Here is a 25822-nt window from a genome sequence, read left to right as displayed (position 1 = left end):
CGCCACGGTCGTTCCGGTCGCCCCCGCCGTACCGGTCGACGCTGCGACGCCTTCCGACGTTCCGACCCCGGAAGCGTGGTGGGCCAAGGACAGGGAAGCCAACGCGCGCGCTGCCGACAGCAACGCCCGCAACACTCTGGCCATGATGGCCAAGGGCCCGCAGCGCTCCAAGGGAAATCCTGACGATTCCGCGCGCGTGGTGCTGTGCTGGCGCGAGGAGTCGATTCCGCAGCGGTGGGAGGTCGTGGCATCGTGGCGCGGACATCGCTTCTGGGTTGCGTGCCACAAGGGTGAGTGGTTCATCACCCGCCAGGACAAGCACCCTGCCGACCTGCGGAAATCCCCCCGCACGTGGCGCAAGACCGAGCAGGTTCGCACCGCCGACCGAAAGCCGATCCGGTCCCGCGAGCAGGCCGAAGCGCTCATGCTCGCCCGAGTCGAAGAGCGTCGCACGTTCGAAGCGACGATCCGCGGGACGATCGAGGATGCGGCGACCGCTCCCGCACCGACGTGGACTCCGGCGCCGAGCCCCCTCAAGGCGCCCAAGGCACCGACGCCGTTGACCCCCGCCGATGTTCTGGCCGAGTGGGGCGACGCCGTGACGTACGAGGAAATCGCCCCCGCAGCGGCGGGTTCTGCGGACAGGGCGCCATCGAGCGTTCCCCCCGCCCCTGTCTCCGCGGTCGACGTAGTCAGTGACCCGTGTGGGGTCGATGCTTGGGAGGCGGAGGGTGGCGCCGTGCCGGGTGTCGAACCCCCGCAGGCCGAGTACTGGCTCCCGGCGGACGAAGAGACCGGCGCTCCGGCCCAGTGGGAGTCGGACCGCACACGGCACTATCTGCGCTGGATTCGCGCGCAGGACTACGTCCCCACACTGGGATGGGCTCACGCTCACATCAAGGTCATGGAAGCCGCGGAGGCTGGCCGTCTACGCATGCTGACCGGCAATCGGTTCGTCGCTCTGACTGCCTCAGCCGGCGCGCGCCCTGTAAAAGCTGAGCGGGTCCAAGCTCTGTACGACGGGGGATTCCTGACGCGGGGAAGGGTACGCGGGGAAGGCGACGGCCGGTGGGCGGTCCTTATGGCATCGCACGCCGGACGGGAGGCTCTGGCTCTGTGCCACACGTGGCCCGCAGGAATCCATGCGACCGAAGCGGACGCGTACAGAGCTCGCCTGTCGCACGTAGCGGGCCGGTCCTGGATGACCAGCGACGAACGCAAGAGCTGGGCACGGCGTCTGCGCACGCCCCACGGGATGATGTCCGCCCCGTGCACGGGCGAGCCCGCCCCAGAGGCCGAGCACCCCGCCCCGGTCCCGGACGGGCGCGGCCGGACGCCCGACGCTGCTCCGGCGGCGCCTGTGCCGGCCCCGTCGGCGAACCCCGGCGCGCGAGGGCCGCGGACCGCAGCGGCGCATGCCCACAGCGGCACGCGGCACGAGCAGCTGCGCCACACTCCGCGCCCCCAGGAGAAGAAGACCCTCTTCTCCACATGGGAGAAGAGGTGTCAGCGGCCCATTCCCGGTTACCCAGCACGTCTGACCTGCACGAACATCAGGCAGCCCGCTTCGACGCCGGTAGTTACGCCGGTAGTTACGCCGGTACCTAGGCCGGTAGTTACGCCGGTAGTTACGCCGGTACTTGCTTGCCCGGCATACCCCGCTCGTTCTGCCCCACTGGGCCCGGCGATGAAGGCGCCCATGGCGGCAAAGTTGTTGCTCGACCGTTTCGCCGAGTTGAACGGGCTGGTGGTGGCCGAAGCACACGGTGGGGTGAGGGTGTTGAGGTGCCCGGACTGCTCGGCACCTTCCGGTCGAGTGCACAGCAGATACGTACGGCGGCTGGCCGAGCTGCCCGTCGGCGGTCGTCGAGTCGTGGTGAAGCTGACGGTGCGAACATCCGACTTACCGCCCACGCGAGTGGCGCACCCAAGGAATCCGGCCCGGCGCACCATCGCCTCCCGCTACGAAGATCACGACCCGTTTCGTGACCTTCGGAGGAGCCCGTGCGCATCCGCGCCGCAGCCGTCCTGGCTGCCCTTGCCGCCCTGCTCGCCCCCACCACCTCGGTCCACGCTGCCGACCCCGGCGACACCATCAACCTGCCCGTCCGCGATGCCCTCGCCGCACTGACCGTCACCGACGAGGTCCGCACCGGCTACGACCGAGACCTCTTCCGCCACTGGATCGACGCTGACCGTGACGGCTGCTCAACGCGGTCCGAGGTCCTTCTCGACGAAGCTGTCACTGCCCCCGACCGCACCGGGCGCTGCACCCTCACTGGCGGACGCTGGTACAGCCCCTACGACGACCAATACGTCGACGGCCCTCGCGCCCTCGACATCGACCACTACGTCCCGCTCGCCGAAAGCTGGGATTCCGGCGCCTCCGCCTGGACTCCCAAGGAGCGCGAGGCGTACGCCAACGACCTCGATGACACGAGGTCGTTGATCGCGGTCACCGCGGCCAGCAACAGGAGTAAGGCGGATCAAGACCCCGCGACGTGGATGCCGCCGGCCGCGGGCTACCACTGCGAGTACGTGACCACCTGGGTCACGATCAAGACGAGGTGGTCCCTCGCCGTCGACCCGGCCGAAGCTGCCAAGCTCGCCAGCACACTGAACGAGTGCCCCAACACACTGATCGAGGTCGAGCGGGCGCGGTAGCCCAGCACGACGGCCACTGAACTACCGGAAGCGGTCGGGCCCGGGGGCGTGAGGAGCGCCCCGGGCCCTCGCGCGTGCAGATGCGGGCAGGGCACGTCGTTCCCCGGCGCGGGGTGCGGCTCGCCGGTACGGTGACCAGCTCACAGAGCGGGTCCCACCGGCCTCCCAAGGAGCCCCATGCCCACCGCGCCCCACACCGCCGCCGAGTACTGGGACCGCTACCTGCCCGCGCACGACCCCAACGCACCGGCCCCGCAGCCCGAGTTCGAGTGGACTCAGTACGGCGGCCACGGGCCCGGCGCCGAGCTGCTCGGCGCCCCGCGCCGGGCCCTGGACCTGGGGCCCGCGCAAGGCAAGGAAGCGGTGTTCCTGGCCCGCCAGGGCGTGAAGGTAACCGGCGTCGACCTGTCCCATGTCCAGGTGGAACGGGCTCGCTCCTGGTGGAACGCCGAGCCCAACGTGCACTTCGTGCAGGCCGACGCCTGCGACTTCCTGCGCCGCGACGAGAGCGTCTATGACGCGGTCTACTCGGTGTGGGGGGCGCTGTGGTTCACCGACCCCGACGAACTGCTCCCTCTGATCTTTGGACGCCTCGACCGCGGCGGCGTCCTGGCCTTCAGCCAGGCCATGCCCGCCGCCAGCGTCTACGGCCCCCAGGCTATGGGCGGCAAACACCTGGAGCAGGCAGAACTCACGGTGCTGCGCTGGCAGTACCCGCCCCACACTTGGGCGGACCTGCTCAAACGGCACGGCTTCACCCAGGTCGAGGCCTACGTGCTGGACGCGCCCGACGACGGCAAGGCGGGAACGCTGATGGTGTCAGCTGTACGGGCGTAGCCAATCCGCACAGCCCAGTTGCCCGCACACGAGGCGCCCGCCGGGCCTACGTACGTAACCATGCTTCCCTCTCCGCGTTGTCGGATGCGATGAGCGACGCGGCGATCGACCTCAGCACGGCATGGGATCTTCTCGAGGGCCAGGAGGAGCGGGTGCCCGTCATGAGCCTGGGTGAGGCGAGAGTGGCGCTTGAGCTGGCGCACTGGATCAGCGCCAATGACGAAGGCGAGGCGGGCGAGCTCGCGGCGGCGTTCGTCGTCCAGCTCGCCGGCCGCATCCCGGCACTGGACTGAGCTGCTGATCAGAGAGTTTTCTGCCTCCTGGCCTGGCCTTCATCGGAGCGGGCACAATGCGGGGCATGACGCGAAGAGGGCGAGGGGCCATGCGGGATGCTGAGGCGTTGCTCGGGTCCAGCGATACATCGCCTGTGGTTGATCCCGGTCTGCCCGCCCATGTGCGCAAGTTCTTGTACAAGACCTCGCCTTCGGATCTGCAGAGCTATGGCGATCCCGCGCTGCCGACGCGGTCTGCCCTGTGGGATGCGGTGCCCTACCTGATCCGTGCCGGTGTTCCGCTGGGCGCGGGAACGGGCCTGTGGTGGTTGCTCGACAAGAACGCGGACAGCACGGCCTCGGCCGAATACTCCAGCAACATGGGTGCTTGGCACTACATGTTCAGCCGCGCCGCGGACTTGCTGGGCTCCATCCTGCCGTTGGCTGCTGGTGTGGCTGGCGCCTGGATCGTCATCGGGACCATGCTCGCCCACGACTGGACCCGGATCTGGAAGGAGGTCCGCACGGCACGGGACCGGTTTGTGCTGCCTTCTCAGCTCACCGAGGATGCCTCGGCCCTCCTGCGGCGGGCGCGCACTGCGGCGCGCCAGGTCCTCGGCTCCGAGGTCCTCGCCCGCGATCTGATCGACCGGCAGCATGCGGAGCTCCAGCTCCCCGCCCAGTTCTGGGACGTAGCCCGCTCCCTGGCCACATACAGCCGACTCATCGACGAGACACCCAGCGACGTGCAGAGCGGGGAGGCGGCCGGGCTCCTCAAGGCCAGGAAGAGCGCGCTTGCCACTGGGCTCGGAGACCTCGAGCGGCAGGTCGAGGCGATCGAGGCCTTCGCGGCGCAGACCGCCGAGGCCGACGCCCGTCTCCAGGAACTGCGCCAGGTCGAGCAGCTCGAGAGGGACAGCGGCGAGTTGCTCGACTTCCTCGCCTCCACCGCGCGCACCGAAGTTGCCGTCGACGGACTGGGGCAGATGTCCAACGAAGCGGCTGCGGTAGCTGACCGGTTCACGACTGCGTTGATCGCCGCGAAGGAAGCTGCGGTGCAGGCCCTGCCCGCCGCTCCTTCCCGCTCTAGCGGGTCCTCCTGACCCTTCGGGCAACGGGCATCTGATAGCAGGAAGGCAGCAAGCTCCGCGGTCACGTCACTCAGCTATCTGTCACAGAGCTTGGCCGTGCACCCCACGACGGAACCGGTCAACGGCAGCCGCCCAGACATCCGGTTCCCGATCCCTCGGCTCGCCCAGCAACTCCGCAGCCTCGTCTTCCTCATACTCCCTTTGCTCTGCGAGCGCCTGGGCGACCATCTCCCGTTCCGCTGCACGATCAGCGGCGGGCAAGCCCAGAAACAGTGCGGCGGCCTGACGGAGCAGAATTCCGGCGTCGTCGACCAGCGCCATGGCTCTGCCGATCTCCCGCCAACTCACCCCGGAGCCGCGTGCGGCCTGCGTGGCATATCCGGTCTCCACGTGCATGAAGAGCACGAGTCCTTCCACCATGGCCAGAGCCTGCTTCGGGTCCACCAGCAGACACCGCCGGAACTCCTCCCTCAGCACGCTCTCCGCCTCTGCCGGGGTATCAGTCGTACTCATACTCCGCACAACGAGCGCGAGGGTGATAGGCGACCCGCATTCATGCTGACCAGCCGATCTGCTCTCACAGCGAGCTGACACGGCTGACGGGCCGGGCATCGCCTGCCGCTGGACCGCCTTTCCGGGCGGGGTAGTCACGGACCGGCTCCTTCCCGGTGCGGTAACCGGGATCGCTGTCGCCCGCAGCCGGTTACCCACGTGTGCGCCACTTCGGTGAATCTGCGGTTACCCGGCTCTGACCTGGCCTTTTGCCGTGATTGGGGAAGCAGTTAGGTAAGGGGCGGTGGCGATGGTTCACGGCAGTTGATCCGAGAGGAGCCTGCCGTGAACACCGCGCACGTCGACAACAACGTGGTCAATCGCCTGAACGCCGAGTGGCGTTGGCTGTGCGACCGCCCCGCTCCCGCTGCTCAGGTGCGCGGCTGGCTGATCGAGGCGGGCGTCGTCGACGAGCAGACGCCGCACCGCCTGGACGAGCTCCACGACCTCCTGCAGCAGCGCTCGCAGGAGGAGGGGCGGCGCTTCAGCGACGCCTGGCTGACGGTGCTGCTCGAACGCGCGGTGAGCGAGGGCGAGCAGGCGCAGCTGGCGGCCCGGGTAGTGGTGCAGGCGATGCTGCCCGGCGCTGTGCGGATGACGCGGCGGTGCCTGCGGGCGGGCGAGGAGTTCACCGACGTGGCGCAGCTGGTCGTCGCCGCGCTGTATCAGGTGGTGCGCTCCTTCCCCATCGAGCGGCGCCACCGGCAGCTGGCGCGGAATCTGCGCCTGGAGCTGTGGCACATCGTCTCGCGTGAGTTGGGGCGGGAGTTCGCGCCCAGCGGCGAGGAGCTGCCCGGCGAGAAGGAGCTGCGCGAGGGCTCGGTGGCGGATCCGCTGGCGCAGGCCGAGGTCGTGCTGCTGGCCAACGCCGCGGAAGCCGCCGGTCTCAGGAAAGCCGCGGAGCCGGTGGAAGAGCTCGCCGGGGCCCGCGGCGAGCTGGTCGAACTCCTGGTGTGGGCGCTGGCAGAGAAGCACCTGACCACGGATGCGGCAGCCGCGATCTCGGATCACTACCGCGAGGCCGGCGCGGTGGAGGACCTTGCCGCGGCCCGCGCGGCGGGGGTGAGCGCGGCGGCAATCCGGCAGAAGCGGCGGCGCGCGGTGGTGCGCCTGCGTGCGGCGGCCCCGCTGTGGGCGGCCGCGGCATGAGCCGCGCAGCAGTACGCGGAGAAATCTCCGGACCGGCTGTCACATCCGCGGCTTGCCGCCTCCCCTTCCCGGGACGTGCGGGTCTGCGGCCTGCGCGAGGCGGGCTGATCGAAGCGAGGAGTCAGGCGATGCGTGAGGAGCAGGACGGCGTGGAGCTGCAGGCGGATGAGGAACGGCTGGTGGCGATCAAGCGGAGGGCAATGCTCGTGGCCACAGCCTTGGTGAAGGAGCCGTTCGCCGAGCGGACGGTGGAGGCGCTGCGGGCGTACATGGACGAGGACGCGGATGAGGGCCAGGAGTTGGCAGATCGTCTGCGGTCGCTGCCCGAGGGGGTGCTGCGCGCCCGCATCACCGAACTACAGGCACGCGCGACGTATATCGGCGAGCTCGGCGGGGGCAAGACGCGGCCACCGTGGTCGCTGGGTTCCGCGGGTGAGGCCGAGCGGGAGGCCGGGGCATGAGGGCGGCCTGGCGCAAGGCGCCTGCCCCGGCCGACGCGTACGAGGACCAGCCCCCGGAGTTCGAGGAGGGCGGGGCGGAGGCGGAGGCCGGGTGGGTCACCGTGTCCAGTGGCGCGGCCGCGAACCTGACCGCCCTGGTGCGGTGGACGGCCTGGGCGCTGCTGATCGCGGGACCGGCACTTGGCCTGTACGCGCTGGCGCAGCCTTCGACCGCGGTGGGTGCGCCCCAGCCGCGGGCCACGGCACCGGCAGTGGTGCGGGATGCGGCCGGGCCGGCGGGGTTCGCCGAGCTGTACGTCGCGGCGTACGCGCGAGCCGGGCAGGGCAGCGAGGCCTCGCTGCAGCCGTACTTCCCGGGCGTGCGCGATGTGGTGCTGGACGCCAAGCCCGGTGCCCAGCGTGCGGAGCGGCTGGCGACGGTGCGGGTCAGGGAGGTCTCGGACGGCTACTGGTCGGTGACCGTGGCCGCGCACCTGACCGGGACCAAGGGCCCGGCCAAGAAGGACGATTCGCCGGACGCGACGGATGCGGCGGCTGGTGAGGTGCTGCGGTACTTCCAGGTCGCCGTGCGGTCGGCCGGACCCGGTGGCGCGTACATCGCCGCCGGACTGCCGGCCGAGGTCGCCGCGCCAGAGCCGGGCGAAGCGCCTGAACTCGGCTACGGGCATCCCGTGCCCGCGGACGAGAACGAGGCCGCCAGCGCCACCGTGGGCGAGTTCCTCGCCGCCTACCTGAGCGGCACGGGTGAGCTGGACCGCTACCTGTCGCCGGGCACCAACCTGAGCGCCATCTCCCCCGCCCCGTACGAGCAGATCAAGCTCACTCAGCTCGCCGAGCGCGGAGGCCAGTTCCAGCCGAACGCGGACGTGAGCGAGGGCGCCCGGCGCGAGCTGCTCGTCGACCTCGAAGCCACGGACCGGGCCGGTCAGACCCGGCCGCTGACCTACGCGCTCGCGCTGCAGGCGCGGGACGGGCGCTGGGAGATCTCCGCGCTCGATGCCGCGCCCGCCCTGGGCAACTCTCAGAAGGGACACAACTGATGGAAAGCCTGGTCATGGCCGCCGGCGTGCTCGACGACGTCAAGTCGATCGGCACCGATTTCAACGACATCCTCGTCAACGTGGCCCCGCCGATCGCCGGCGCGCTGTTCACGCTCTACATCTGGGGGCAGACCAAGTCCCCGCTGAAGGCGTTCGTCGCCGCGGTGATGGCGGGGGCGATCTGGTGGGGCATCGCGAACATGGAGACCCTGCGGGACAAGACCGGCGAAGACCTCGACCGCAAGGACAACGCATCGGCGCAGGTCCTCGTCGTTGACGTGCGCGAGCAGCGGTGAGCGCGGCGAGCTCGGCGGCCCAGGAGCCGTTCAGCAGCGAGGCCGAGGAGACGCTGATCGGACGCTGCTACACCAAGGCGCGGCGCCATCCACTGGTGATCGGCACGTTCCCCGGCGGCGGCCGGCTGTGGGGCGGCCCGTACACGATTCCTCAGCTGGCCGTCGCGGCCGCCTCGTTCGCGCTGCTGCTGCTGTTCCGGCCGCTGTGGGCGCACTTCGGGGCGGTAGGGAACGTGCTGATCGCCGTGGCGGTGCCGATCTCGCTCGCGTTCGCGGTGCGGCGGGTCAGCGTCGATGGACGCAACCCCCTGGCCGTAGCCGGCAGCGTGCTGAGCGTGCTCGGCTCGCCCGCCGAGGGACGCCTGGGCGGCCGCCCGGTCAAGGAGTTGACGCGGCGTACGGCGGTGCGCGGGCGCTGCACGCTCACCCTGCGCCCTTCCCCCGCACCAGCCGTGGCAGCCGTGGCAGCCGCCGCGCCGTCGGAGCGGGCTCTCAAGGCACGCCCGCTGCCGCTGGCGGCCGCCGTCCCGGCCACCCCGCGGGTGAGGCCCGCACCCGCCCCGGTGGCGGCCCCGGTGGGGGTGTCGCAGGGTCCGGCCGGTCCGGTGCGGGTGCGCTCGGGGATCCAGGCGCGGCTAGCCGCGCACGCCAACGCAGCACACAAGTAAAGGGGAATTGAGTCATGCGGGTCCCGGTGCGGCACATGTCGGGCAATGTCATCTGGACGGTCCACGGCAGTGTGTGGGCGATCTGGCGGGTGGAGGGCTCGGCGCACGCCAACGCCTCGCGCCGTGCGAAGAAGGAGCGCCTGGGCAGTCTGGAGTCGCTGGTCAAGCAGCTGCGCGGCGAGTCGATGCTGCTGTCGCTGTGCCCGCAGGTCAACCCCGCCTCCGTGGTGGAGAAGATGACGGCGGGGGTGAATCTGGCCGACTCCCCGCGCTACACCCGCCTGGCACACACGGTGCTGGACCAGCTCGAGCAGCTGGAGCTGACCGGGCGCACCGACTGGCTCGCGGTGAAACTGCCCACCTCCCGCCGCCAGGCCGTGACGGATGCGGTGCGAGCCTCGAAGGCGGAACTGGCCTGGACGCTGGGCCTGCTGCCCGCGCCGGTGTCCGCCGAGGAGGAGCTCGAGCGGCTGGTGCAGGCCGCCGACATGGCCGCGACCTGGCCCTCCGCGGTGCGGATGCGGCCCGCCAGCGAGGCCGAGATCATGTGGATCTACGGGCACAGCGCGCGCCGCGGCGTCGTCGAACCGCTGCTGCCCGAGGGACACACGCTGCATCAAACACGCGGGCGGGGCCGCTCCGTTGCCGCGCTCGGGCAAGTGATCCTCGCCGAAGGCGGCCTCTCCCGCCAGAAGCCCGCCCCCCGCGGCCGGAAGCGGCGCACGGCCACGGCGCCGTCGTTCCAGCGGCGCTGGCTGGAGTCGACGACCGAGTGGGGCACCTCCTACCAGGCACTGCTCGGCCTGTCCCAGATGCCCGAGTCCTTCATCTTCCCCGGCAGCGAATTCCTCGCCGACGTCGACCAGTTCCCCTACCCCGTCGACTGGGTCGTGCGCCTGGCCGTCGAGGGCGGAGCGAGCGCCGAGGCCAAGTCCCGCCGCCAGGCCCGCGAACTGGCCGGACAGTACAGCGAGTACGACGCCGAGACCGCGGGCGTGCCCGCGAGCGTGGACAAGGCCGCCGCCGGCATGGACGAATACCGCGACCGCCTCACCTCCTCCGCCTCCGAGGTCGAGGTCCGCGCCATGGTCACGCTGTGCGTGTGGGGCGACAGCCCCGGCGAGGCCGAACGCCGGGCCACCGAACTGGCCGGGTACTTCGGCGGCAACGAGTACGTCTTTGACCGGCCGCGCGGCGAGATGGAGAACCTCTGGTACGGGATGCTGCCCGGCGCCCGCACCCCCCGCGTCATGCTCCAGTACGCCCAGTACCTGCTCGCCCGCGACTTCGCGATGGCCGGGCCGTTCGCCGGCAGCGGCCTGGGCGATGACCACGGACCCCTGTACGGGCTGCAGTTGGCCGGCGGCGGGATGCGCCCGGTCCTGATCGACTTCGCGCGCGCGCCGCGGGAGAACGCCTCCGCGTCGGCCGCGTACTGCGGCGAGCTCGGCGCGGGCAAGAGCGTCGCGTTGAAGGCGGCGGTGTACGCGATCCTGGCCGCCGGACGGCGCCTGGGCGTGCGCCGCAGCCGCGGCCGCGCGGTGATCGTGGACCGCACGCCCAAGCAGGAATGGGTGCGCTTCGCCCGCGCCTGCCCCGGGGAAACGCAGGTCATCACGATCGACAACACCGCCTCCGTCTCCCTCGACCCCCTGCGGATCTTCGAGGACGCGGGCGAGGCTCAGCGGTTCACCGAATCGTTCCTGACCCTGTTGCTGGGCACGTCGCCGATGAGCGACGAGGGCATCGCCCTGTCCGAGGCGATCGCCTCGGTCCTCGCCGGGCCACGGCCCTCGATGCGGGTGCTGGCCGAGGAACTGACCACGCGCGGCGCCGAGGATCCCGCCTCCAGGACGATGGCGCGCCGCCTGGGCGCGGTGGCCCGCAAGGACCTGGGCCGGGCCCTGTTCGACGAGACGCTGCCCGTCGTGCGCACCAGTGAGGCCGACTCCGTGGTGTTCTCCGTCGCCTCCCTCGCGCTGCCCAAGAAGCGCGAACTGGAAGGGTCGCTGGACCGCCTCGAGTTCGAGAAGACCTTCGGCCGCGCGGCGATGTATCTGATCGCCGCACTCAGCAGGAAGATCGCCTTCGCGCGCGACGAGGAATTCTCCGCGGTCGTGTGGGACGAGTGCTGGTGGCTGACCTCCAGCCCCGAAGGCTGCGAGCTGCTCCTCGAGGTCGTCCGCGATGGCCGCAAGCACAACTCGGCCGCCTTGGTCGGCTCGCACGATCCCAACGACATCGGGCCCGCGGACAGTGAGATCGGGCAGGTCATCCTCGGCCTGATCCCTCGCAAATTCCTCTTCCGTCACACCGACCGGGAACTGGCCCGCCGCGGCCTGCGCTTCCTGGGCTGCGACCCGCACGACGAGGACCTCCTCAACCTGGTCACAACCAGCCTCTCCCCCATCAACGTCGACGACGAGGAGAAAGCCGCACGGGCCGGCGAGTGCCTGCACCGCGACCTCAACGGGCGCATCGGCGGCATGCAGATCCTCATCCCGGCCGACAAACAGGCAGCGAAGAACATTCACTCCCAGCCTCTGGCAGCCGCCGCATGAACGCCCTCAACCCCGGCACCGTCCGGGCGCGCACGCTGAACGTGGGGCGGCGGTTGGGCGGCGGGGTGAAAGCCTGGGCCAGGCCGCGGCGGGCCTTCGCGCTCGGCGCGGGGCTGCTGCTGCTCGCCACGCTGCTGTCGCTGCTGCTGGCCGGCAGCGCGGGCGCGGCTCCCGAACCGCCGCCCGCCCCCTCACCCTCCCAGTACGAGCCGGGCCTGGAACCGGAGGTGCCCGGTCTGCTGCCGCCAGAGGAGCGCCGGGACGAGCCCAAGGTCCCCTACGCCCCCAACGGGGATGAGGACGCGCAGGAACAGAAGGACAAGGAGGACAAGGAGGAGGAGCGGGCGCGGAAGCGGGCTGCCTGGCTCGCGGACTGGAACAAGCGCATCGCCCAGTACAAGAACGACCGGCGCAACGGCGGCGTGCTGTCCGCGTTCGAGGTCACCGACCAGTACGGCAACCCCGTCTCCGCCTACCGGATCTACTCCGACACCGGCAGCTGGAAAGACTGGGACCTCAAGATCGAAGCGTTCTTGGTGGAGATGCTGTTCCTGGCCACCAAATGGCTCGTGTCGTTCGCGTGCTTCCTCATCGCCTGGTCACTCAGTTTCAAGCTCGCCGGGCTGCTCCTCAAACCGGCCCTGATCGTCTCCGATGCGCTGTATGCCAACGTGGTTGTGCAGATCGGGCTGCCGGGGGTGTGCCTGACCTACGCCGGGACCATCGCCGGATGGCACCTGATGTTCGGTCAGCGGGCCCGCGGCTGGGGCGAGGCCGCCGCCGCCCTGGTCATCTCCGCGCTCGCCGTGACCACCCTGGCCGCCCCGCCGCAGATGCTGCTGTCCGAGCAGGACGGCGCCGTGGCCACCACCCGCGCCCTGGCCATCGAGGTCGCCGCCCTGGTCCTGGACAACCAGGACCTCAACACCGACAAGCCCACCACCCTGACCAACTCCGGCAAGGACGGCGGCGGGTGGGAGAGCGCCGAGTCCAACCAGCTGTCGCGGCCCATCACCGACGCGCTCGCCGACGCCTTCGTCGTCCGCCCCGCGATGCTGCTGTCCTACGGGCAGACCTTCGAAGGCAAGTGCGCCAAGGAGTTCCAGGAGTCGCGGATCGAGCAGGCCGTCGCCGACCAGTACATGGACGAGCTGCTGGACAGCGGCGAGAACATGATGAAGGAGAAGATTCCGTGGGTCGGCGACACCCTCGGCGGCCTCATGGGCAGCTTCACCGAGGTGCCCGACCGGGTCATCAAGGAGAAGGCGAAGAGCAAGGGCCCGGTCGTGAAGTTCGAGAAGGCCTGCGTCAAGGGCGGCGCCACGTCGCTGAAGAAGGCGTCGATGGACAAGGTCGGCGGCGCGTTCTTCATGCTGCTGGCCGCGTTCCTGACCTGCCTGTTCATCACCGTCGTCGACAGCAGCTTCCTGTATGCGCAGTTCTGCATCGCCAAAGAGGCGATGATCGCGAAGGTCGCCCTGGTCATCGGAGTACTACCCGGCCCGGGACGCTCCTGGCTGTGGTCCAGAGCCACCTCGACCATGCGCTCGCTGGCCCTGATGGTGGCAGCCGTCCTGGCCCTGGCCGTGCTGATCGTGGTGATCACCGCCATCATCAACGCCCCCGAGAAGGATCTGCCCGGCGGTGTCACCGTCCGCTTCATCGTCATCGATTTCGTGTGCATCAGCGCGTTCGTCTACCGCAAGCGCCTGGCCAGGGCCACCGAGAGCGCAGCCCTGCGCGCCCGCTCCCGCCTCAACTCCAGTGTCTTCGGTGGCAGCGAGCCCTCCGAACTCGGTCAGCAGGCCCCGCGACGCGGCATCGGCCGCAAGCTGCTGGTCGGCGGGATGATGCTCGGCGCGATGGCCGCCAGCGGCGGCGCGGCCGGCGCCGCCTACGGACACGCACGCGGCTCCACCGCGCTGGTCGGGCGCCTCGCGCGCGGCACCGGCCGGGTGATCGGCGGCACGGCCAAGGCCGCCGTCGGCACCACGAAGGCCGCCGCCAAGGGCGGCATCGCGGTGACCAAGTTCGGGCTGAAGTCCACGATCGGCCTGCCGGTCTACGGGCCGCGGGCCGCCCGCCGCACCACCGCGGCGGTGGCGGCGGTTCCTGGACAGGTCACCGGCGGAGTTCAGCAGCTGGGCCAGCGTCTGGCCCAGGTCCACCAGCAATACGCCCCGCCCGTGGCGAACTTCGGCAAGGAGTATGGGCACAACCTGCGCTCCCTCGGACGCATCGCCACCGGCCGGCGCCCCCTGGGCCGCTACACCCCGCCCCAGCGCCCCGCAGCCGCTGCGGCCCGCGCCGGGCGGCGACCCGCCGCGCCGGTGCGCCCTGCAGGACCTGCGCGCCGCCCCTCTCCGGCTGCCGCCTCGCCCGCGCCGCGGCGCCGTCCGCTGCCGCCCCGGGTCCCGCAGCCGCCGGCCAGCCAGCAGCAGGCCGCGCTGCAGCGGCGCCTGGCCCGCGTCCAACTGCGCATGCCACCGACCGGAAACAACAACGGGAACAACGGCAACAACCCGCCGCCTCCCGCACCGCGGATCCCCGTGCGGCCCGCGCCCCGCCGCCGCAGCGGCGGCCGCCCGTGACCGGCCACAAGAAGGCGCTGCTCGCCTCCGGCCTGCTGCTCAGCCCGATCGCGTTCGTCCTAGGGATCTGCATCCTGTTCGTCGCCGCGGTCGCCGGCGGCGCCGCGGAACACGAAGACGAGGCCGGGGCCGGGGGCGCCCCGGCTGCGGGGAAGGGCGTGCCCGCGCACGTGGACGGGGTCAGCGCGGTCATGCTCGCCGCCTACGGCTCCGCGGCCGACCGCATCCGCACGGTGCGCCCCAAGTGCAGCGGGGCACGCTGGTCGGTCATCGCCGGGATCGGGAAGGTCGAGTCCAACCACGCCGGGGGCCGCAAGGTCGCCCCCGACGGGAAGATCACGCCGCGGATCATCGGGATGCGGCTGGACGGCAGCGGGGCGGGCGGGAACACCACGGCCTTCCCCGACACCGACGGCGGCGCCTGGGACGACGACACCGACTACGACCGGGCAGTTGGGCCCATGCAGTTCCTGCCCTCCACCTGGAAGGGCGACAGCGGTCAGGACGGCAACGGTGACGGCGTCGAAGACCCGCACAACGCGTTCGACGCCGCGCTCGGCACCGCCGCCCTCCTGTGTGGCACCGGGAAAAGCGACCTCAGCAACGACACCACGCTCCGCAAGGCGATCCTGCGGTACAACAACGCCGGCTGGTACGCCGACAAAGTCCTCGGCTTCATCCGCCAGTACGACCAACTCGCCCCCTCCACCAGCGACAACACCGCCGTCAGCGGCCGCGCCGGAGACGTCATCCAGGCCGCCCTCGCTCAGCAAGGCGTGCCCTATGTCTGGGGCGGCGGCAGCACCAGCGGCCCCACCGGCGGCGGCTTCGACTGCTCAGGGCTGATGATGTACGCCTTCTACAAAGGCGCCCACATCACCCTCCCCCGCACCTCACAAGCCATGCGCAGCATTGGAGAGGGCGTGTCTCGCAGCGATATGAAGCCCGGCGACATCATCGTCTTCAACAAGAACGGGTGGGGCCACGTCGGCCTCTACATCGGCAACGGGAAGATGGTCAACGCCCCCAGAACCGGCAAAAACGTCGAGACTACCCCTGTCACCACCGGCTACTGGACCCAATACGCCTGGGAAATCCGCCGCGTTCTATGACGCGCCTTTCGTCCTGATGACCGGGTTACGCGTAGGGATTGAGAGGGCTTACGCCAGTGCCGGCGTACAGCTCAGGGGCGGTGCTGATCACGTGGAGCGTTTCGCCCTGGGACAGCGCCTGCCAGTGCAGGGCGGCTGGGTGTACGACAGCCCACGGGACAGTGGTCGGCCAGGTCAGCGAGTCCCGCAGGTTCGCTGTCTCGAAGGGCGCGATCGTCATGAAGGGACGAGAGGCTGCGTGCGTTCCGGCTCCCGGCGTCTCGCGCTCGGCGGTCAGGATGGACAGGGCCGGGGCGATGATGTGGCCCCGGCGGTGTGAGGCCTCCACGTACAGGCTGGTGAAGAACTCCTCTCCCCTGAAGAGGCCGATCAGCGCGGTGTGATCGAGGACGACGGTCAGGTTCACGCGGCGTCGGTCCCGCTGTTCTTCCCCTGCTGCTCGGCGTGACGCGCGACGAGATCCCACGCCGCCTGGCCCCGGGCCTTGAGCTCGGGGGTGTAGGCCAGGCCGAGATCAGCGGCTGCCTCGCGGGCACGCTCCTCGCGCTCAGACGCCGTCAAGCGAGACAGGGCAAGTTCCTCGACCAGGTCGGCGATGGTCGTGCCGCCCTCTTCCGCGAGGACGCGCAGCCGGTCGCGGGCTTGCTGGGTCGTCTTGATGCTCGTGTCCGGTTTCCCCATACCCGCCACTCTACCGCCGGTAGAACCGGTGTGAAGCGTCTCCGTACTGCTGCAGTGGGGTCTGGGCCCTGACCAGCACGAACTGCTTACAGCGAAGGTGTGACACGGCTTCTTGGTGTGCGCCGTCCGCCCCACGCTGTGGGCGAGGTGGAGAAATTCTTCGGCCGGTGTCACATCTGGTGCCGCTGCGCTCCCCTTCCCTCAACGCACCCCGGATTGGGGACCACCGATGCGGAAGGCAGGCACCATGCCCGACCTCCACGGCCCGACGGCCGTTGCTCCCGATGTCGTCTCCCCCGCGTCCCCGGACGATGCAGTGTGCAACGACGTGCTGCGCCCCTTCGCCGGCCAGCCGGGACGCTGGGAGGAGCAGTGCCGCCGGGTTCAGCGGTATGGCGCTGAGCTCCACTCTCCCGAAGCGCCCCATTCCGCTTCGGTGTTCATTCGCATCGGGCGGCGAACGAGCTGGGGCTGGATGCGCTGGCAGGCCTCACTCGGCGAGGCAGAACCCGAGGAGCCCTGCCAGATCGGTGTCCTGCCACCGCAGATGCCTCGTTCCGCGGTCCTTGCTCGGAGGTGGCTCAACCGGCGCCCGCCCGGGTTGCGGCTCTTCTCGCTCACCCTCCCCACAGCGTTCACCGCGCTCGTCAGCCTCACGGCAGGGCTCCACGCCCTGGCCAGGGATCTGCTGCCGGTCGGTGTCGTGGTCCCGGTGATGCTGCTTGTTCCGCTGTATGTCTCGGTCCTGCCGCGTCATCTCGACACCGTCGCCCGTCGCTTCGTCCGCGTCATCGAGGCCGAGCCGGCCCGCGCGTACCTGGGGCGCCTGATCGTCCTGCACGACCAGGTCGCCCAGGCGGCCGCCACCATCGACCTGCCGGAGCTGTCGCACGCGGCCCGGCTCGGTCACCGCGTGTTGTGGGACGCTGCCGGCCTGCTGGCCGAACGCGTCACCTGGCCGAACTGTGACGCCAGGCTGCGCGCTTACGAGGACCTCTACAGCGCGCTCGCCCGCCAGGTCGCCGAAGCCGCCGCTGCGCATCAGGACTTGGACCGGACGGTGAACCTCCGCGCGGAACCTCAGGACGAGTTCCCCGACGGCCCGACCGGGTCGGTAGAGCTGGACGGCGACACGCTGCCCCCGCAGGTCCTGGCCGACCACGCCGCCGCGTTGGGCGAGCTCGCTACCGCGCACCGGTATGCCGCCACCCAACTCAACTCGCTGCGCGTCAACCGAAGGGGCCGGGCATGACGCCCCATCGCGACGGAACCCTCGACGACCCGATCAGCCAGGCCGAACGCGTCATCACGGCCAGCTCCCACCGCCTCCAGCGCCTTCGGCGATTCATGACCTGGCTGGGGGCCCTTGGCCCCTTCCCCGTACTGATCGCCATCGTCTGGCTGCTCGCCCTCGTCGTGCAGCACCAGCTGCATCGGTGCTCCCAGATCCTGAACGAGTTGTACCTGTCACCGGGTGGTCTTGTCGGTGCGGTCCTTCTGATCCTTGGTGGCTCGGTCGCCGCACTCGCCTACGCGTGCCTCTTCCTCGCCGGCGCTGCCCATCTCCTGCGCCACCGCAACGTGGGCAGCCTCGCGCGCTTCTGGCGGTACCTGCGCCGCCAGCCGGAGAGCTGATGCTGCGCGCCTGCGCTTTGCCTCGGCACCGGCGAGATGTGGTTGGAACGCTGATCGTGCTGGTGACGGCGTCAACGTCGCCCTGGGCACCCCAGTACGGGTCACGGGCGGTCGGGATGCCGCCTTCCTCCTGGCCATGGTGGATATCCTCGCCCCATGGTCGAGGCCTTCGTCAGTGGGGACGTACTCCACCTCGCGTGTGGCGTCTGCCCGTCGCGACGCCTGCCCGTCGGTGAGTTCGACGTGTACGAAAGGCCCTGCAAGGAGGCGCCTTTCGATCCCTCCGACGGCTTTCGCTACTCCGCGGACCGGGTGCCGGTGTGTGTGCACCCCGAGAAGGTCGGCCTGCCTGTCGCCATGTACAAGAGCGAGGGCGCGCCGCTGGTCAAGAAGGTCGAGCTGCCGGAAACGGAAGCCGAGCTGGTGCCCTACCTGCATGATCTGTTGTATGGCGCGGCGCCTGCTCTGCTCGATGGCCTCATCGAGCAGGCGTACGCGGAGATCCCTCGGGTGTTCCCGGATGTCGATGTGCTGGAGACGCTGCGCCGTGCGCTCAGCTAGCGAGGACCTCCCCATCAGGCGCAGTGCCCGTCCACGCGCCTGCGAGCGTACAAGCAGAAGGGCCTCTCCCGGTCCGTCGTGGAACCGGGAGAGGCCGTGCCGGGCTTGGGCTAGGCCGCAGGCGCCGGGGCGAACGTGAAGCCGTGGGACAGTCCGTTGTCCCTGATCCCGATCTTCTGGTGCTCAATGTCCAGGAGCGCGAGACGACGGTCGACTTCACCCTTGTCGATCCAGTACCGGGTGGGCGGCTCGTCGCCGAATGCGGCGACGTAGCAGGCGTAGGTGTAGCCGCCGGTGTCGTAGGTGAGGTGTTCCTGGTCGGTCTGGTGGATCACCGTCATGCCCAGTCGCTCGGTCATCCGCGTGAGCATCTGCGGCTGGGCGAGCATGGCGTGGGTGACGTCGTCGACCGGGTTGGGCAGCGCGATCTCCGCCGCGCGCTCGTCTCCGGTCAGCGCGAACACGGCAGACTTCAGGAGTAGGGCGCGCAGGCCCTCGGTGAACAGGGGCTCGCCGTCCCTGGCGATGTCCCACTCGGAGATCACCGCGAAGCCTGAGTAGCAGGGCCAGTCCTTGTTGTAGGTGAGGACGGCGGTGCGGAACGCGGTGAACTCCTCATCTGTCTCGAACGCCGTACGCATACGGCGTGCGGCCTCGCCCACCTCGTGGGGCTGCGGCATGGTGACGCTCATGGATGTGCTCTCCTTTCCCCCGCCACACGTTGTGGCGGAAGCCTCTGTGCACCGGGCTCGGCGTCGTGCTGCCTGATGAGGGGCTGGCCCAGGCGAGTTGAGCCCCGCGCCCCTCCTCCGAGTCGTCATCACCGAAGGAGGGGGCGGGAGAAGGCGGTCGATTTGCCCTCGACGCGGGACGCGCGCAGGACGCCGGGGATCCGGCGGGCTTTTGTCCTCACCGCGCGCCTCCGTCGGCTGCCGAGCGCGTTGCGCGGGCTCCCGCTCGCCCGGCCGCGGCCAGGTCGTCCAGGTCGACCGTGGTGCAGCCGTGCAGGCTGACGCGATGTAGGGCACCCGCACGTGGTTCCAGTAGTGCTGATGTGCGCTCATGGCGTCACCCGTCTCCCGTCGGCGTTGCAGGGAGGCGATCGGGTGAGGGGCCGGGGCCCAGGAGTTCTACCACCGTGATCAGAGCGGGCCCCGCCGGGAGGTCGAGCCTGCCCGTCATCGCGGTGTGGCCCCGTACTGCCTCGACTACGCCGGGATCCTGGGGTGCCTCCAGTTCCGTCAGGTCCTGGCGGCCGGTGAGGGCGACCACGCCCACGATGGCGCGGCTGGCGTCGAGGGCCGCGGTGACGGCCTGGCGTGCGCCGGGGAACTCGAGCTCTGCGGCGAGTGCGGTCAACGCGGCGGCCTCGTTGCCGAGCTCGTCGGCCACTGCCCCGGGCAGGCCCCACCCGAGGGCGGCCAAGCCCACGTTCAAGCACGCGTACTCGCGGGTTTCCGTGGCGTGGGATGGAAACGTCCAGGTCATCGACCGGATGGTCTGGTGGGGAGTCCTCACACGTAAGCGGCCGTACGGCGGCACCCTCTCCAGCTGAGGCCGCACCACGTGCGGGAGGTAGCTGGGGTTCATCTCCGCGTACAACGCGCGGGCGTGTTCAGGGGTGATCTCGGGGGGCATCGGGGGTGTCCTCGGTGGCGTGGGGAGTGGTTGGCAGCTGATGGCTGGGGAGGTCGATTTCCGCTCGCACGGTGGTGCCGCCGTCGTCGGTCTCGCTCTGCTCCCACCGGCTCGCCACGGTGGCGACGAGCCACAGGCCCCGGCCGTGTTCGGCCTCGGGACCCGCACTTTGGGGGCTGAGATGGCGGTGGGGACCTTGGTCGTCGACGCTCACTGCGGCCGTCTTGTCGGTGAGCGTGACGGAGACGACGACTTCTGGACTGCGGGTGTACGTGACGGAGTTGGTGGTGAGTTCGCTGACGATCAGCTGCAGGTCCCTGCGTACGGCCTCGGCGACGCCCCAGTCAGTGAGCGTGGTGCCGACCTTGGCGCGGGCGTCGCCCGGCGTCTGCTTGGAGGACCCGGACAGCCGGAGCACAGTGCACAGCGTGCCAGGCTCGTGGTCATCACCCGGGCGTGCCTCTGCGTCGCGGTCCGGCTCGACGGCGCTCTGGCTTCCCGGTGCTGATCTGTACATCATCCGCGCCCTCCCGGGCGGCTCGGCGGGGTGTCGGCGCGGGCATCGCGCCGGTGGGCAAGTGCGGTGGTGACGGCCTCGCGCAGGGCGTTGGCGTCGGTTACGGCGTGCGGGGTGTGGGACGGCGAAAGGATCCAGCAGCGGCCGCCCACACGACGGCCGCTGGCGGCCGTCACATCGGGGGCGGGGCACCGGAGTTCGGCCTCGGAGACGCATTGGGTGTCGGGCAGAGGCGGCCAGGTGGCGGAAGTACCGGCGGGCACGGTGAACTCGACGGCGCCGCGCGGGCGGGTATCCAAGACCGGGCCGAGGGGGATCTTCCGCTCCTCGAGCAAGGTCCGCACCGCGTCGGCCAGAGAGGCAGTGATGCGCACGACGTCGGCCCCGGTGACGCGGACGGTGGCGCACCGGCCTACCTGCCAGGCCTGCCAGAGGTGTTCGCCGGGAGGGGTGCCCGGCGTCCAGGACTCGGCGGGGCGGCGGGGTCGGGTGCCGGGTGTCCATCGCTCGGCGGGGCCGTAGGCGGTCATTGGGTGCCCCCGGTGTTCCGGCAGTGGCGGCAGACCTTCACGGGCCAGGCAAGGAGGCCCTGGCCCACCGGGCCGCTGATCGTCTTGGCCATTCCGCCCGGTCGTAGGTCATCGGTGCCGCTGCATCGTGCGCAGGCCCGGCCGTTGAGCCGGGCGTCTTGATCGGGCGTCGTGTGTAAGGGGTCTAGCGGTGCCGCGCGTACGTCGGCGGCTGCTGGCCGTTTCGCGGACATCACGCCCACCCCTCTTGATCAACTCTGCGCTATCGCGCTGCTACATCACGTAGCGACTGCCCCTAGAGTGCCGCTGTACGCACGTTCTGCACAAGTGCTACGCACGTGCGTGGAACGTGCGGGAGCATTTGTGCGAGATCGCAGAGAGGGAGAGACCTGATGTGTGCAGCTCGTCCGGGAGATGCGGCAGACTGGGGCCAAGCAAGTGCGCGCACTAAGCGCCGGAAGCGGAGAGCGAGGGCGGGGATGCCGGCACCAACCAGTCCGACGGTGCACCGTCGCCAGCTCGGCAAAGAACTCCGACGGCTGAGGAAAGACGCGAACAAGGAACTTGAGGACGCTGCGGTCCTGCTGAAGTGCCACCGCACCCGCATGAGCCGGATCGAGAACGGCCGCGGCGGCGCCGTGGCCAAGCCCGGCGACGTGATCCAGCTGTGCGAGTTCTATGGCGTGACGGACGAGACCGTCGTCACCCGGCTTCTTGGACTCCTGAGCGACAGCCAGAAACAAGGCTGGTGGGAGGCATTGGAACTTCCCCCGGGCCTGGAGGCATACATCGGCCTCGAGACCGATGCCCGCAAGGAGAGCGCCTTCGAGCCGCTCCTCGTGCACGGCATCCTGCAGACCGCGGAGTACGCGCGGGCCATCCTGAACGCCACACGCACCCACCGGCCAGACGACGTCGACGACCTCGTCAAACTGCGCGAAGGACGCCAACAGCTCCTCACCCGCACCGAGGCGCCGCTCGACCTATGGGCGGTCATGGACGAGAACGTCATCCGACGTCCGATCGGCGGGCGCGAAGCGATGCGCGAACAACTGCAGCACATCCGGGACCTGGCCCAACTGCCGAACGTGACGATCCAGATCTTCCCCATGGACAAGGAAAGCCACCCCGGACTGGGCGGCGCCTTCAGCCTGCTGGAGTTCGAGGAAGATCCGGCCGTCGTCTACGTCGACTCGCCTGCCGGAAACCTGTACTTGGAGAAGGAGCGCGACGTGCGCCGCTTCGTCAAGACCTTCGATCTGCTGAAGGCTTCCGCTCGCGACCCCGATGAATCAACGGCGCTCATTGAAAGCGCCGCGGAGGAGATCTGATGAACAGCACGACCGGGCGCCCGTCGTCCGTCGACCTCACGAACGCTCCTTGGAAGAAGGCGTCCGCCTCCAGCTCCAACGGCGGCTGCCTCGAAGTTGCCCTGCTGGGCAACGGATACGTCGCGATACGGGACAACGAAGACCTGGGCAACGCCCCCTTCATCGTCACCGAGCACGTGTGGCGGTGCTGGCTCGACGGCGCCAAGCACGGGGAGTTCGATCTCCCCTCTGCCTGATCAAACCCGTATACGCATTGAAGGGGGCCGTCCTCGGCCCCCTTCGGCATTTCCGAAGGCCACGGCGTCCACCAGGTTGGGTGGGAGGGAGCCTCTCAATTCGCCATCATCGGCGTACCGCACGCACCACTCCTGCATGATCTCGCTGCAGAGGAGACCTAATCATGAATCGCCCCACCCCTCCCCGCTACAACCCCGAGGAACTCGCCTGGTAGAAGTCGTCGGCGAGCAGTGAGAGCGGCGCCTGCGTAGAGGTGGCACGAGCTCCGGAGGGCTGGATGGCGATGCGTGACTCCAAGATCCCGGACGGCGTGAACGTCCTGGTTCCGACGTCGGCGTTCGTCGGCTTCGTCGCAGGTGTCCGCAACGGAATGATCTGACGGCTGACCACGCACGCACGTGGTGAGTGGGGTCGGGCCCAGGCTGGGTCCGGCCCCACTCACGTCTCGGCTGTCCGGCTCCGCTCTGTTGCCGGGCCCGACCGCTGCCCAGGTCCCCGTCCGCTCACTGCTTCTCGGCGGGCGGCAGGTCTACACGCCGCCCACTCACGGGCCGTGAGAATTTCTTGTCGTTGGCTGTCACATCCCGCCCGTCGCGGGTCCCCTTCCCCAAGTGCAGGCGGAGTTCGTCCGCCGCACGGTGAAGGGAGGCGTGGTCGTGATCAGCGACGTGGTGCCGCAGGGGCTGGACGTGGGAGCCGGGCTCGGGATCGTTCTGGATGCTGCGGTCTCGCATGCGGGGTGGATTCTTTCGGCCGGTGCGATCGCTCTGGTCTGCTGGGCGTCCTCCACTGTGTGGTGGCGCCGGCGTGCGGTGCGGGAGTTGGCCGCTCGGCGCCGATTCGCGATGGTTCCGGCGGTGACGTTCGATCCGCAGCTGGCGGATGTCGGGCAGGCCGCGGCGCGTCTGAGTGAGGCGCGGGCGGCAGCGGGGCCGATCCCGGAGCGGGCGGCCGCGATGAGGGTCTGGGTGACGGCCGGGCAGGAGAGCCGTCTGAGCTATGGGTGGGAGGGGCCGGAGCGTGCGGCGAGTGTGCTGCGGCTGCCCGGCTACCGGCAGGTCGAGGTGCTGGCCGCCGAGGCCGCACGGGACTGTTCGGCCCGGGTGCGGTTCGAGGGCGTCGACCCGCTGACCGAGGGCGGTGGCTGGTGAGCCCGGCCGTCCTCGTCAAGGACGAGGCGAGCACGCAGTCCGCGGAGCCCACGGCAGTGGAGGCCGGGCGGGGGCTGTATGTGGCGCGGGCCGAGCTGGTCCTGGCCCGCGCCGATCACCGGCCGCTGGGCAAGCCCGTCTTGAATCCCGACCCGCTGGAACAGCTGGCGGCGGCGTTCGCCGAGGTGCGTACCGAGAGCGGCGAGGAAGCAGACCTCGCCATCGACCTGCTGCCGGTGCCCGGAGCCAAGGTGGCGCGCCGCCGGCGGCGCCTGGTGGCGCGGGCCACCCGCCGGGGTCCCTCCGCGTTCGGCGAGCAGCTGGAGGGATCGGGCAGGCAGGGCGGCGGCTGGGCCGCGGTGTGGGGCGTGCTCAACGGCACGGCCGTGCAGTCCTCTTCACAGGGCCGCCCGCGGGTGCCGCGGCAGTCTGATCTCACTGAAGGGGTCGGCAAGTTCACGCCGGATGCAGAGGTGTTCGCGCTGCAGGTGCTGGTGCGGTGTACCGCGCGGCATCCGGCCCGGGCGCGGGCGCGGCTGCATCAGGTGATGGCCGCGCTGCAGGCGCTGCGTGGGGAGAACCGCTTCGTGCCGGCGGGGCCGCGGGTGGGGATGTGGCGGCCGTACTCGAACGCGTGGTGGCTGCGGCGCGGGTTCGACCGGAAGTTCGTGCGCGGTGATTTCGCCCCGGCCCGGCGCAGTTGGGTGACCTGGCAAGAGGTCGCCGGGCTGCTCAAGCCCCCCACGGTGCATTGCACCGCGCAGAACGTGGTGCGCACCGGCGGGGTGGTGGCGCCGGCCCCGGCCGGGCTGCCCACCTGGACCGGACAGGCCGACGTGCTGCCGCTGGGCATGGTGACCGGCGCCGACGGCGTACGACGGATGGCGGGGGCCTACGCGGACGAGGTGCTCTTTGGCGCCTCCTTCGGTAAGAGCGGCTACGGCAAGACGGAGCAGGCGCTCGTGCAGTTCGCCGCGCGTGCGTACGCGGGTGATGGCGGCTGGTTCCTGGACCCGCACCGGGCGGCCTGGCAGCGCATCAAGCCCTACCTCGCCCACCCCGCGCTCGCCGGCCGGGTGTGGGAGATCGACCTGTCGCGGTCCCGCGATGAGGAGTTGATGACGTGCTGGAACCTGCTGTCGATGGAGGGGCGGCGCCCCGATGAGGTCCAGGAGGTCGTCGGGGCGGTGGTCGGGGCTATCGCCTCCGCGCACAGCTGGGGCGAGCGGGCCACCCGGGCCCGCACCATCCTGTCCAACGCGGTCCGCACGCTGGCCGAGCTCTCCTACCTGATGGTGCAGCAGGGGCACCCCGAGCTGCAGCCAACGATCTTTCAGATCTCCTCGCTCCTGGAGGACGAGGACTGGCGCGAGCAGGTCCTGGCCCACCTCCCGCCGAGCACCGCGAAGTACTGGCGCCGATCGTTTCCGAATGTCGAGCCCAACGCCCTCAACACCGTCACCAACGTCCTCTACCGCATGGGCAACTCCCGCTCTCTCAAGGCCTTCCTCGGTTCGCCGCGCTCCGGCTACGACCTGCGCCGGGCCATGGCCACGTCGGCAGTGGTGGGGGTGTGCCCGGGTGGGACTGGTGAGAGCGACGAGTTGATCTGCGCGTTGCTGCAGTTCGATCTGTTCCGCGAAGGGATGGCGCGCGCCAAGATCGCCGGGCAGCTGCCGGTCTGCTGGGCGTTCGTGGACGAGCTGACCGCGGTCGACGGCGCCTCGCACGGCTACGTGGCCAAGATCCTGGAGCAGCTGCGCAAGTACAACGTGCGCTTCATGGGGATGACGCAGATGGCCATGCGGCTGTCCGACACCACCCGCCAGGCCCTGCTGCAAAACCAGTCCTGGCTCTCGGCGACCGGCGCGGACTACGACGAGGCCGCGTTCCTCGCCAAGCGCATGCCGGGCCTGGACAGCCAGACCATCCAGCAGACCCCGCGCTACCACTACATCCAGTCCGTCGACCTGCGCGGCGAGCGCACCACGCCCTTCCGCGTCGAGGGCGTGGCCGTCAGCGAGCTGTTCGCCGACTACTACAACCCCGACGGACTGGACGCGCTGGACGCGGCGATCGACGCCACCCTCTCCCGGCGCCCCATCGGCGAGATCCTCGCCGACCTCGAGGTGCTCGACGAGCAGATCACAGACCACCTCGCCACCCGCTCCGCCCCCGCCAGCCGGCGGCCGTCCGGCGGCACGGGCCAGGACGTCGTCCACCGCCTTCCCCAAACCTCGTAAGCAA

26 protein-coding genes and 2 pseudogenes are annotated in these 25822 nt (G+C 70.3%); 21 read left to right on the top strand and 7 right to left on the bottom strand.

Features of this window, described 5'->3' with window-relative positions; genetic code table 11:
- Nucleotides 1-1783 precede the first annotated feature (1783 nt).
- From OG453_RS44820 to OG453_RS44800, 5 genes and pseudogenes are all read left to right on the top strand, one after another.
- Nucleotides 1784-1894 (top strand): annotated as a pseudogene (locus tag OG453_RS44820) (transposase family protein); the annotation flags it as partial.
- A 110-nt stretch (nt 1895-2004) separates the two neighbouring features.
- On the top strand, nt 2005-2664 hold the full coding sequence (locus OG453_RS44815; protein WP_266874601.1) for an HNH endonuclease family protein: 660 nt from the start codon (nt 2005-2007) through the stop codon (nt 2662-2664).
- A gap of 177 nt (nt 2665-2841) precedes the next feature.
- The gene (locus OG453_RS44810; RefSeq protein ID WP_266874600.1) at nt 2842-3501 is read left to right on the top strand and encodes a bifunctional 2-polyprenyl-6-hydroxyphenol methylase/3-demethylubiquinol 3-O-methyltransferase UbiG; all 660 of its coding nucleotides are present in this window, start codon (nt 2842-2844) and stop codon (nt 3499-3501) included.
- A gap of 77 nt (nt 3502-3578) precedes the next feature.
- The gene (locus OG453_RS44805; protein ID WP_266874599.1) at nt 3579-3794 is read left to right on the top strand and encodes a hypothetical protein; all 216 of its coding nucleotides are present in this window, start codon (nt 3579-3581) and stop codon (nt 3792-3794) included.
- Nucleotides 3795-3928: 134 nt separating this feature from the next.
- On the top strand, nt 3929-4876 hold the full coding sequence (locus OG453_RS44800; protein WP_266874598.1) for a hypothetical protein: 948 nt from the start codon (nt 3929-3931) through the stop codon (nt 4874-4876).
- A gap of 69 nt (nt 4877-4945) precedes the next feature.
- Here the strand turns inward: OG453_RS44800 and OG453_RS44795 are convergent, their stop codons facing one another.
- The gene (locus tag OG453_RS44795; protein WP_266874597.1) at nt 4946-5515 is read right to left on the bottom strand and encodes a hypothetical protein; all 570 of its coding nucleotides are present in this window, start codon (nt 5513-5515) and stop codon (nt 4946-4948) included.
- A gap of 186 nt (nt 5516-5701) precedes the next feature.
- On the opposite strand from OG453_RS44795, the gene OG453_RS44790 reads away from it, so the two are divergent.
- The 8 genes from OG453_RS44790 (at nt 5702) to OG453_RS44755 (ending at nt 15294) form a co-directional block, all read left to right on the top strand.
- A complete protein-coding gene (locus OG453_RS44790) occupies nt 5702-6565 on the top strand; it encodes a hypothetical protein (RefSeq protein WP_266874596.1) in 864 nt (287 codons plus the stop codon).
- Between the two features lie 128 nt (nt 6566-6693).
- Nucleotides 6694-7026 carry a hypothetical protein gene (locus OG453_RS44785; RefSeq protein WP_266874595.1) on the top strand — a complete coding sequence of 111 codons (333 nt, stop codon included), beginning with the start codon at nt 6694-6696 and terminating at the stop codon, nt 7024-7026.
- Nucleotides 7023-8066, top strand: a complete 1044-nt coding sequence (locus OG453_RS44780; protein WP_266874594.1) for a conjugal transfer protein — start codon at nt 7023-7025, stop codon at nt 8064-8066. Before OG453_RS44785 ends, OG453_RS44780 begins: the two co-directional genes overlap by 4 nt.
- A complete protein-coding gene (locus OG453_RS44775; protein WP_266874593.1) occupies nt 8066-8362 on the top strand; it encodes a hypothetical protein in 297 nt (98 codons plus the stop codon). Before OG453_RS44780 ends, OG453_RS44775 begins: the two co-directional genes overlap by 1 nt.
- The gene (locus OG453_RS44770; RefSeq protein WP_266874592.1) at nt 8359-9030 is read left to right on the top strand and encodes a hypothetical protein; all 672 of its coding nucleotides are present in this window, start codon (nt 8359-8361) and stop codon (nt 9028-9030) included. The genes OG453_RS44775 and OG453_RS44770 overlap by 4 nt, the downstream gene beginning before the upstream one ends.
- A gap of 14 nt (nt 9031-9044) precedes the next feature.
- A complete protein-coding gene (locus tag OG453_RS44765; protein ID WP_266874591.1) occupies nt 9045-11591 on the top strand; it encodes an ATP-binding protein in 2547 nt (848 codons plus the stop codon).
- Nucleotides 11588-14182, top strand: a complete 2595-nt coding sequence (locus OG453_RS44760; RefSeq protein WP_266874590.1) for a hypothetical protein — start codon at nt 11588-11590, stop codon at nt 14180-14182. Before OG453_RS44765 ends, OG453_RS44760 begins: the two co-directional genes overlap by 4 nt.
- Nucleotides 14179-15294 carry a bifunctional lytic transglycosylase/C40 family peptidase gene (locus OG453_RS44755; RefSeq protein WP_266874589.1) on the top strand — a complete coding sequence of 372 codons (1116 nt, stop codon included), beginning with the start codon at nt 14179-14181 and terminating at the stop codon, nt 15292-15294. Before OG453_RS44760 ends, OG453_RS44755 begins: the two co-directional genes overlap by 4 nt.
- A 25-nt stretch (nt 15295-15319) precedes the next feature.
- Here OG453_RS44755 and OG453_RS44750 read toward each other — a convergent pair whose 3' ends face one another.
- Both OG453_RS44750 and OG453_RS44745 read right to left on the bottom strand, forming a co-directional pair.
- On the bottom strand, nt 15320-15700 hold the full coding sequence (locus OG453_RS44750; protein ID WP_266874588.1) for a hypothetical protein: 381 nt from the start codon (nt 15698-15700) through the stop codon (nt 15320-15322).
- Nucleotides 15697-15975: a hypothetical protein gene (locus OG453_RS44745; RefSeq protein WP_266874587.1), complete on the bottom strand. Its 279-nt coding sequence runs from the start codon at nt 15973-15975 to the stop codon at nt 15697-15699. Before OG453_RS44745 ends, OG453_RS44750 begins: the two co-directional genes overlap by 4 nt.
- 247 nt (nt 15976-16222) lie before the next feature.
- Here OG453_RS44745 and OG453_RS44740 point away from each other — a divergent pair, with 247 nt between their 5' ends.
- From OG453_RS44740 to OG453_RS44730, 3 genes are all read left to right on the top strand, one after another.
- A complete protein-coding gene (locus tag OG453_RS44740) occupies nt 16223-17227 on the top strand; it encodes a hypothetical protein (RefSeq protein WP_266874586.1) in 1005 nt (334 codons plus the stop codon).
- Nucleotides 17224-17610, top strand: coding sequence for a hypothetical protein (locus tag OG453_RS44735; RefSeq protein WP_266874585.1), 387 nt, complete (start codon nt 17224-17226; stop codon nt 17608-17610). The genes OG453_RS44740 and OG453_RS44735 overlap by 4 nt, the downstream gene beginning before the upstream one ends.
- Before the next feature lie 156 nt (nt 17611-17766).
- The gene (locus OG453_RS44730) at nt 17767-18171 is read left to right on the top strand and encodes a hypothetical protein (RefSeq protein WP_266874584.1); all 405 of its coding nucleotides are present in this window, start codon (nt 17767-17769) and stop codon (nt 18169-18171) included.
- Nucleotides 18172-18281: 110 nt separating this feature from the next.
- On the opposite strand, the gene OG453_RS44725 is transcribed toward OG453_RS44730, so the two are convergent.
- The 4 genes from OG453_RS44725 to OG453_RS44710 all read right to left on the bottom strand — a co-directional run bounded on the left by OG453_RS44725 (nt 18282) and on the right by OG453_RS44710 (nt 20856).
- The gene (locus OG453_RS44725; protein ID WP_266874583.1) at nt 18282-18863 is read right to left on the bottom strand and encodes a hypothetical protein; all 582 of its coding nucleotides are present in this window, start codon (nt 18861-18863) and stop codon (nt 18282-18284) included.
- Between the two features lie 376 nt (nt 18864-19239).
- Nucleotides 19240-19659 carry a hypothetical protein gene (locus tag OG453_RS44720; RefSeq protein WP_266874582.1) on the bottom strand — a complete coding sequence of 140 codons (420 nt, stop codon included), beginning with the start codon at nt 19657-19659 and terminating at the stop codon, nt 19240-19242.
- A 127-nt stretch (nt 19660-19786) separates the two neighbouring features.
- The gene (locus OG453_RS44715) at nt 19787-20227 is read right to left on the bottom strand and encodes an ATP-binding protein (protein WP_266874581.1); all 441 of its coding nucleotides are present in this window, start codon (nt 20225-20227) and stop codon (nt 19787-19789) included.
- Between the two features lie 98 nt (nt 20228-20325).
- Nucleotides 20326-20856, bottom strand: a complete 531-nt coding sequence (locus OG453_RS44710; protein WP_266874580.1) for a hypothetical protein — start codon at nt 20854-20856, stop codon at nt 20326-20328.
- Between the two features lie 479 nt (nt 20857-21335).
- Here OG453_RS44710 and OG453_RS44705 point away from each other — a divergent pair, with 479 nt between their 5' ends.
- The 5 genes and pseudogenes from OG453_RS44705 to OG453_RS44685 all read left to right on the top strand — a co-directional run bounded on the left by OG453_RS44705 (nt 21336) and on the right by OG453_RS44685 (nt 25818).
- On the top strand, nt 21336-22187 hold the full coding sequence (locus OG453_RS44705) for a helix-turn-helix transcriptional regulator (RefSeq protein ID WP_266874606.1): 852 nt from the start codon (nt 21336-21338) through the stop codon (nt 22185-22187).
- The gene (locus OG453_RS44700; protein WP_266874579.1) at nt 22187-22423 is read left to right on the top strand and encodes a DUF397 domain-containing protein; all 237 of its coding nucleotides are present in this window, start codon (nt 22187-22189) and stop codon (nt 22421-22423) included. Before OG453_RS44705 ends, OG453_RS44700 begins: the two co-directional genes overlap by 1 nt.
- A gap of 227 nt (nt 22424-22650) precedes the next feature.
- Nucleotides 22651-22803, top strand: a pseudogene (locus OG453_RS44695) (DUF397 domain-containing protein); the annotation flags it as partial.
- A gap of 232 nt (nt 22804-23035) precedes the next feature.
- Complete coding sequence (locus OG453_RS44690; RefSeq protein WP_266874578.1) at nt 23036-23575, top strand: hypothetical protein; 540 nt, start codon at nt 23036-23038, stop codon at nt 23573-23575.
- A complete protein-coding gene (locus OG453_RS44685; protein ID WP_266874577.1) occupies nt 23572-25818 on the top strand; it encodes an ATP/GTP-binding protein in 2247 nt (748 codons plus the stop codon). The genes OG453_RS44690 and OG453_RS44685 overlap by 4 nt, the downstream gene beginning before the upstream one ends.
- Nucleotides 25819-25822 lie beyond the last annotated feature (4 nt).

This window comes from Streptomyces sp. NBC_01381 (genome assembly GCF_026340305.1).
Taxonomy (GTDB): Bacteria; Actinomycetota; Actinomycetes; order Streptomycetales; family Streptomycetaceae; genus Streptomyces.
This window is presented reverse-complemented; position numbering and strand designations above follow the sequence as displayed.

Excerpts from the sequence above, each read along its gene's own strand:
- OG453_RS44810 (WP_266874600.1), top strand. The coding sequence starts at position 2,842 with ATGCCCACCGCGCCCCACACCGCCGCCGAGTACTGGGACCGCTACCTG.
- OG453_RS44785 (WP_266874595.1), top strand. The coding sequence starts at position 6,694 with ATGCGTGAGGAGCAGGACGGCGTGGAGCTGCAGGCGGATGAGGAACGG.
- OG453_RS44780 (WP_266874594.1), top strand. The coding sequence starts at position 7,023 with ATGAGGGCGGCCTGGCGCAAGGCGCCTGCCCCGGCCGACGCGTACGAG.
- OG453_RS44775 (WP_266874593.1), top strand. The coding sequence starts at position 8,066 with ATGGAAAGCCTGGTCATGGCCGCCGGCGTGCTCGACGACGTCAAGTCG.
- OG453_RS44765 (WP_266874591.1), top strand. The coding sequence starts at position 9,045 with ATGCGGGTCCCGGTGCGGCACATGTCGGGCAATGTCATCTGGACGGTC.
- OG453_RS44760 (WP_266874590.1), top strand. The coding sequence starts at position 11,588 with ATGAACGCCCTCAACCCCGGCACCGTCCGGGCGCGCACGCTGAACGTG.
- OG453_RS44745 (WP_266874587.1), bottom strand. The coding sequence starts at position 15,975 with ATGGGGAAACCGGACACGAGCATCAAGACGACCCAGCAAGCCCGCGAC.
- OG453_RS44740 (WP_266874586.1), top strand. The coding sequence starts at position 16,223 with ATGCCCGACCTCCACGGCCCGACGGCCGTTGCTCCCGATGTCGTCTCC.
- OG453_RS44735 (WP_266874585.1), top strand. The coding sequence starts at position 17,224 with ATGACGCCCCATCGCGACGGAACCCTCGACGACCCGATCAGCCAGGCC.
- OG453_RS44730 (WP_266874584.1), top strand. The coding sequence starts at position 17,767 with ATGGTCGAGGCCTTCGTCAGTGGGGACGTACTCCACCTCGCGTGTGGC.
- OG453_RS44725 (WP_266874583.1), bottom strand. The coding sequence starts at position 18,863 with ATGAGCGTCACCATGCCGCAGCCCCACGAGGTGGGCGAGGCCGCACGC.
- OG453_RS44720 (WP_266874582.1), bottom strand. The coding sequence starts at position 19,659 with ATGACCTGGACGTTTCCATCCCACGCCACGGAAACCCGCGAGTACGCG.
- OG453_RS44710 (WP_266874580.1), bottom strand. The coding sequence starts at position 20,856 with ATGACCGCCTACGGCCCCGCCGAGCGATGGACACCCGGCACCCGACCC.
- OG453_RS44705 (WP_266874606.1), top strand. The coding sequence starts at position 21,336 with ATGCCGGCACCAACCAGTCCGACGGTGCACCGTCGCCAGCTCGGCAAA.
- OG453_RS44700 (WP_266874579.1), top strand. The coding sequence starts at position 22,187 with ATGAACAGCACGACCGGGCGCCCGTCGTCCGTCGACCTCACGAACGCT.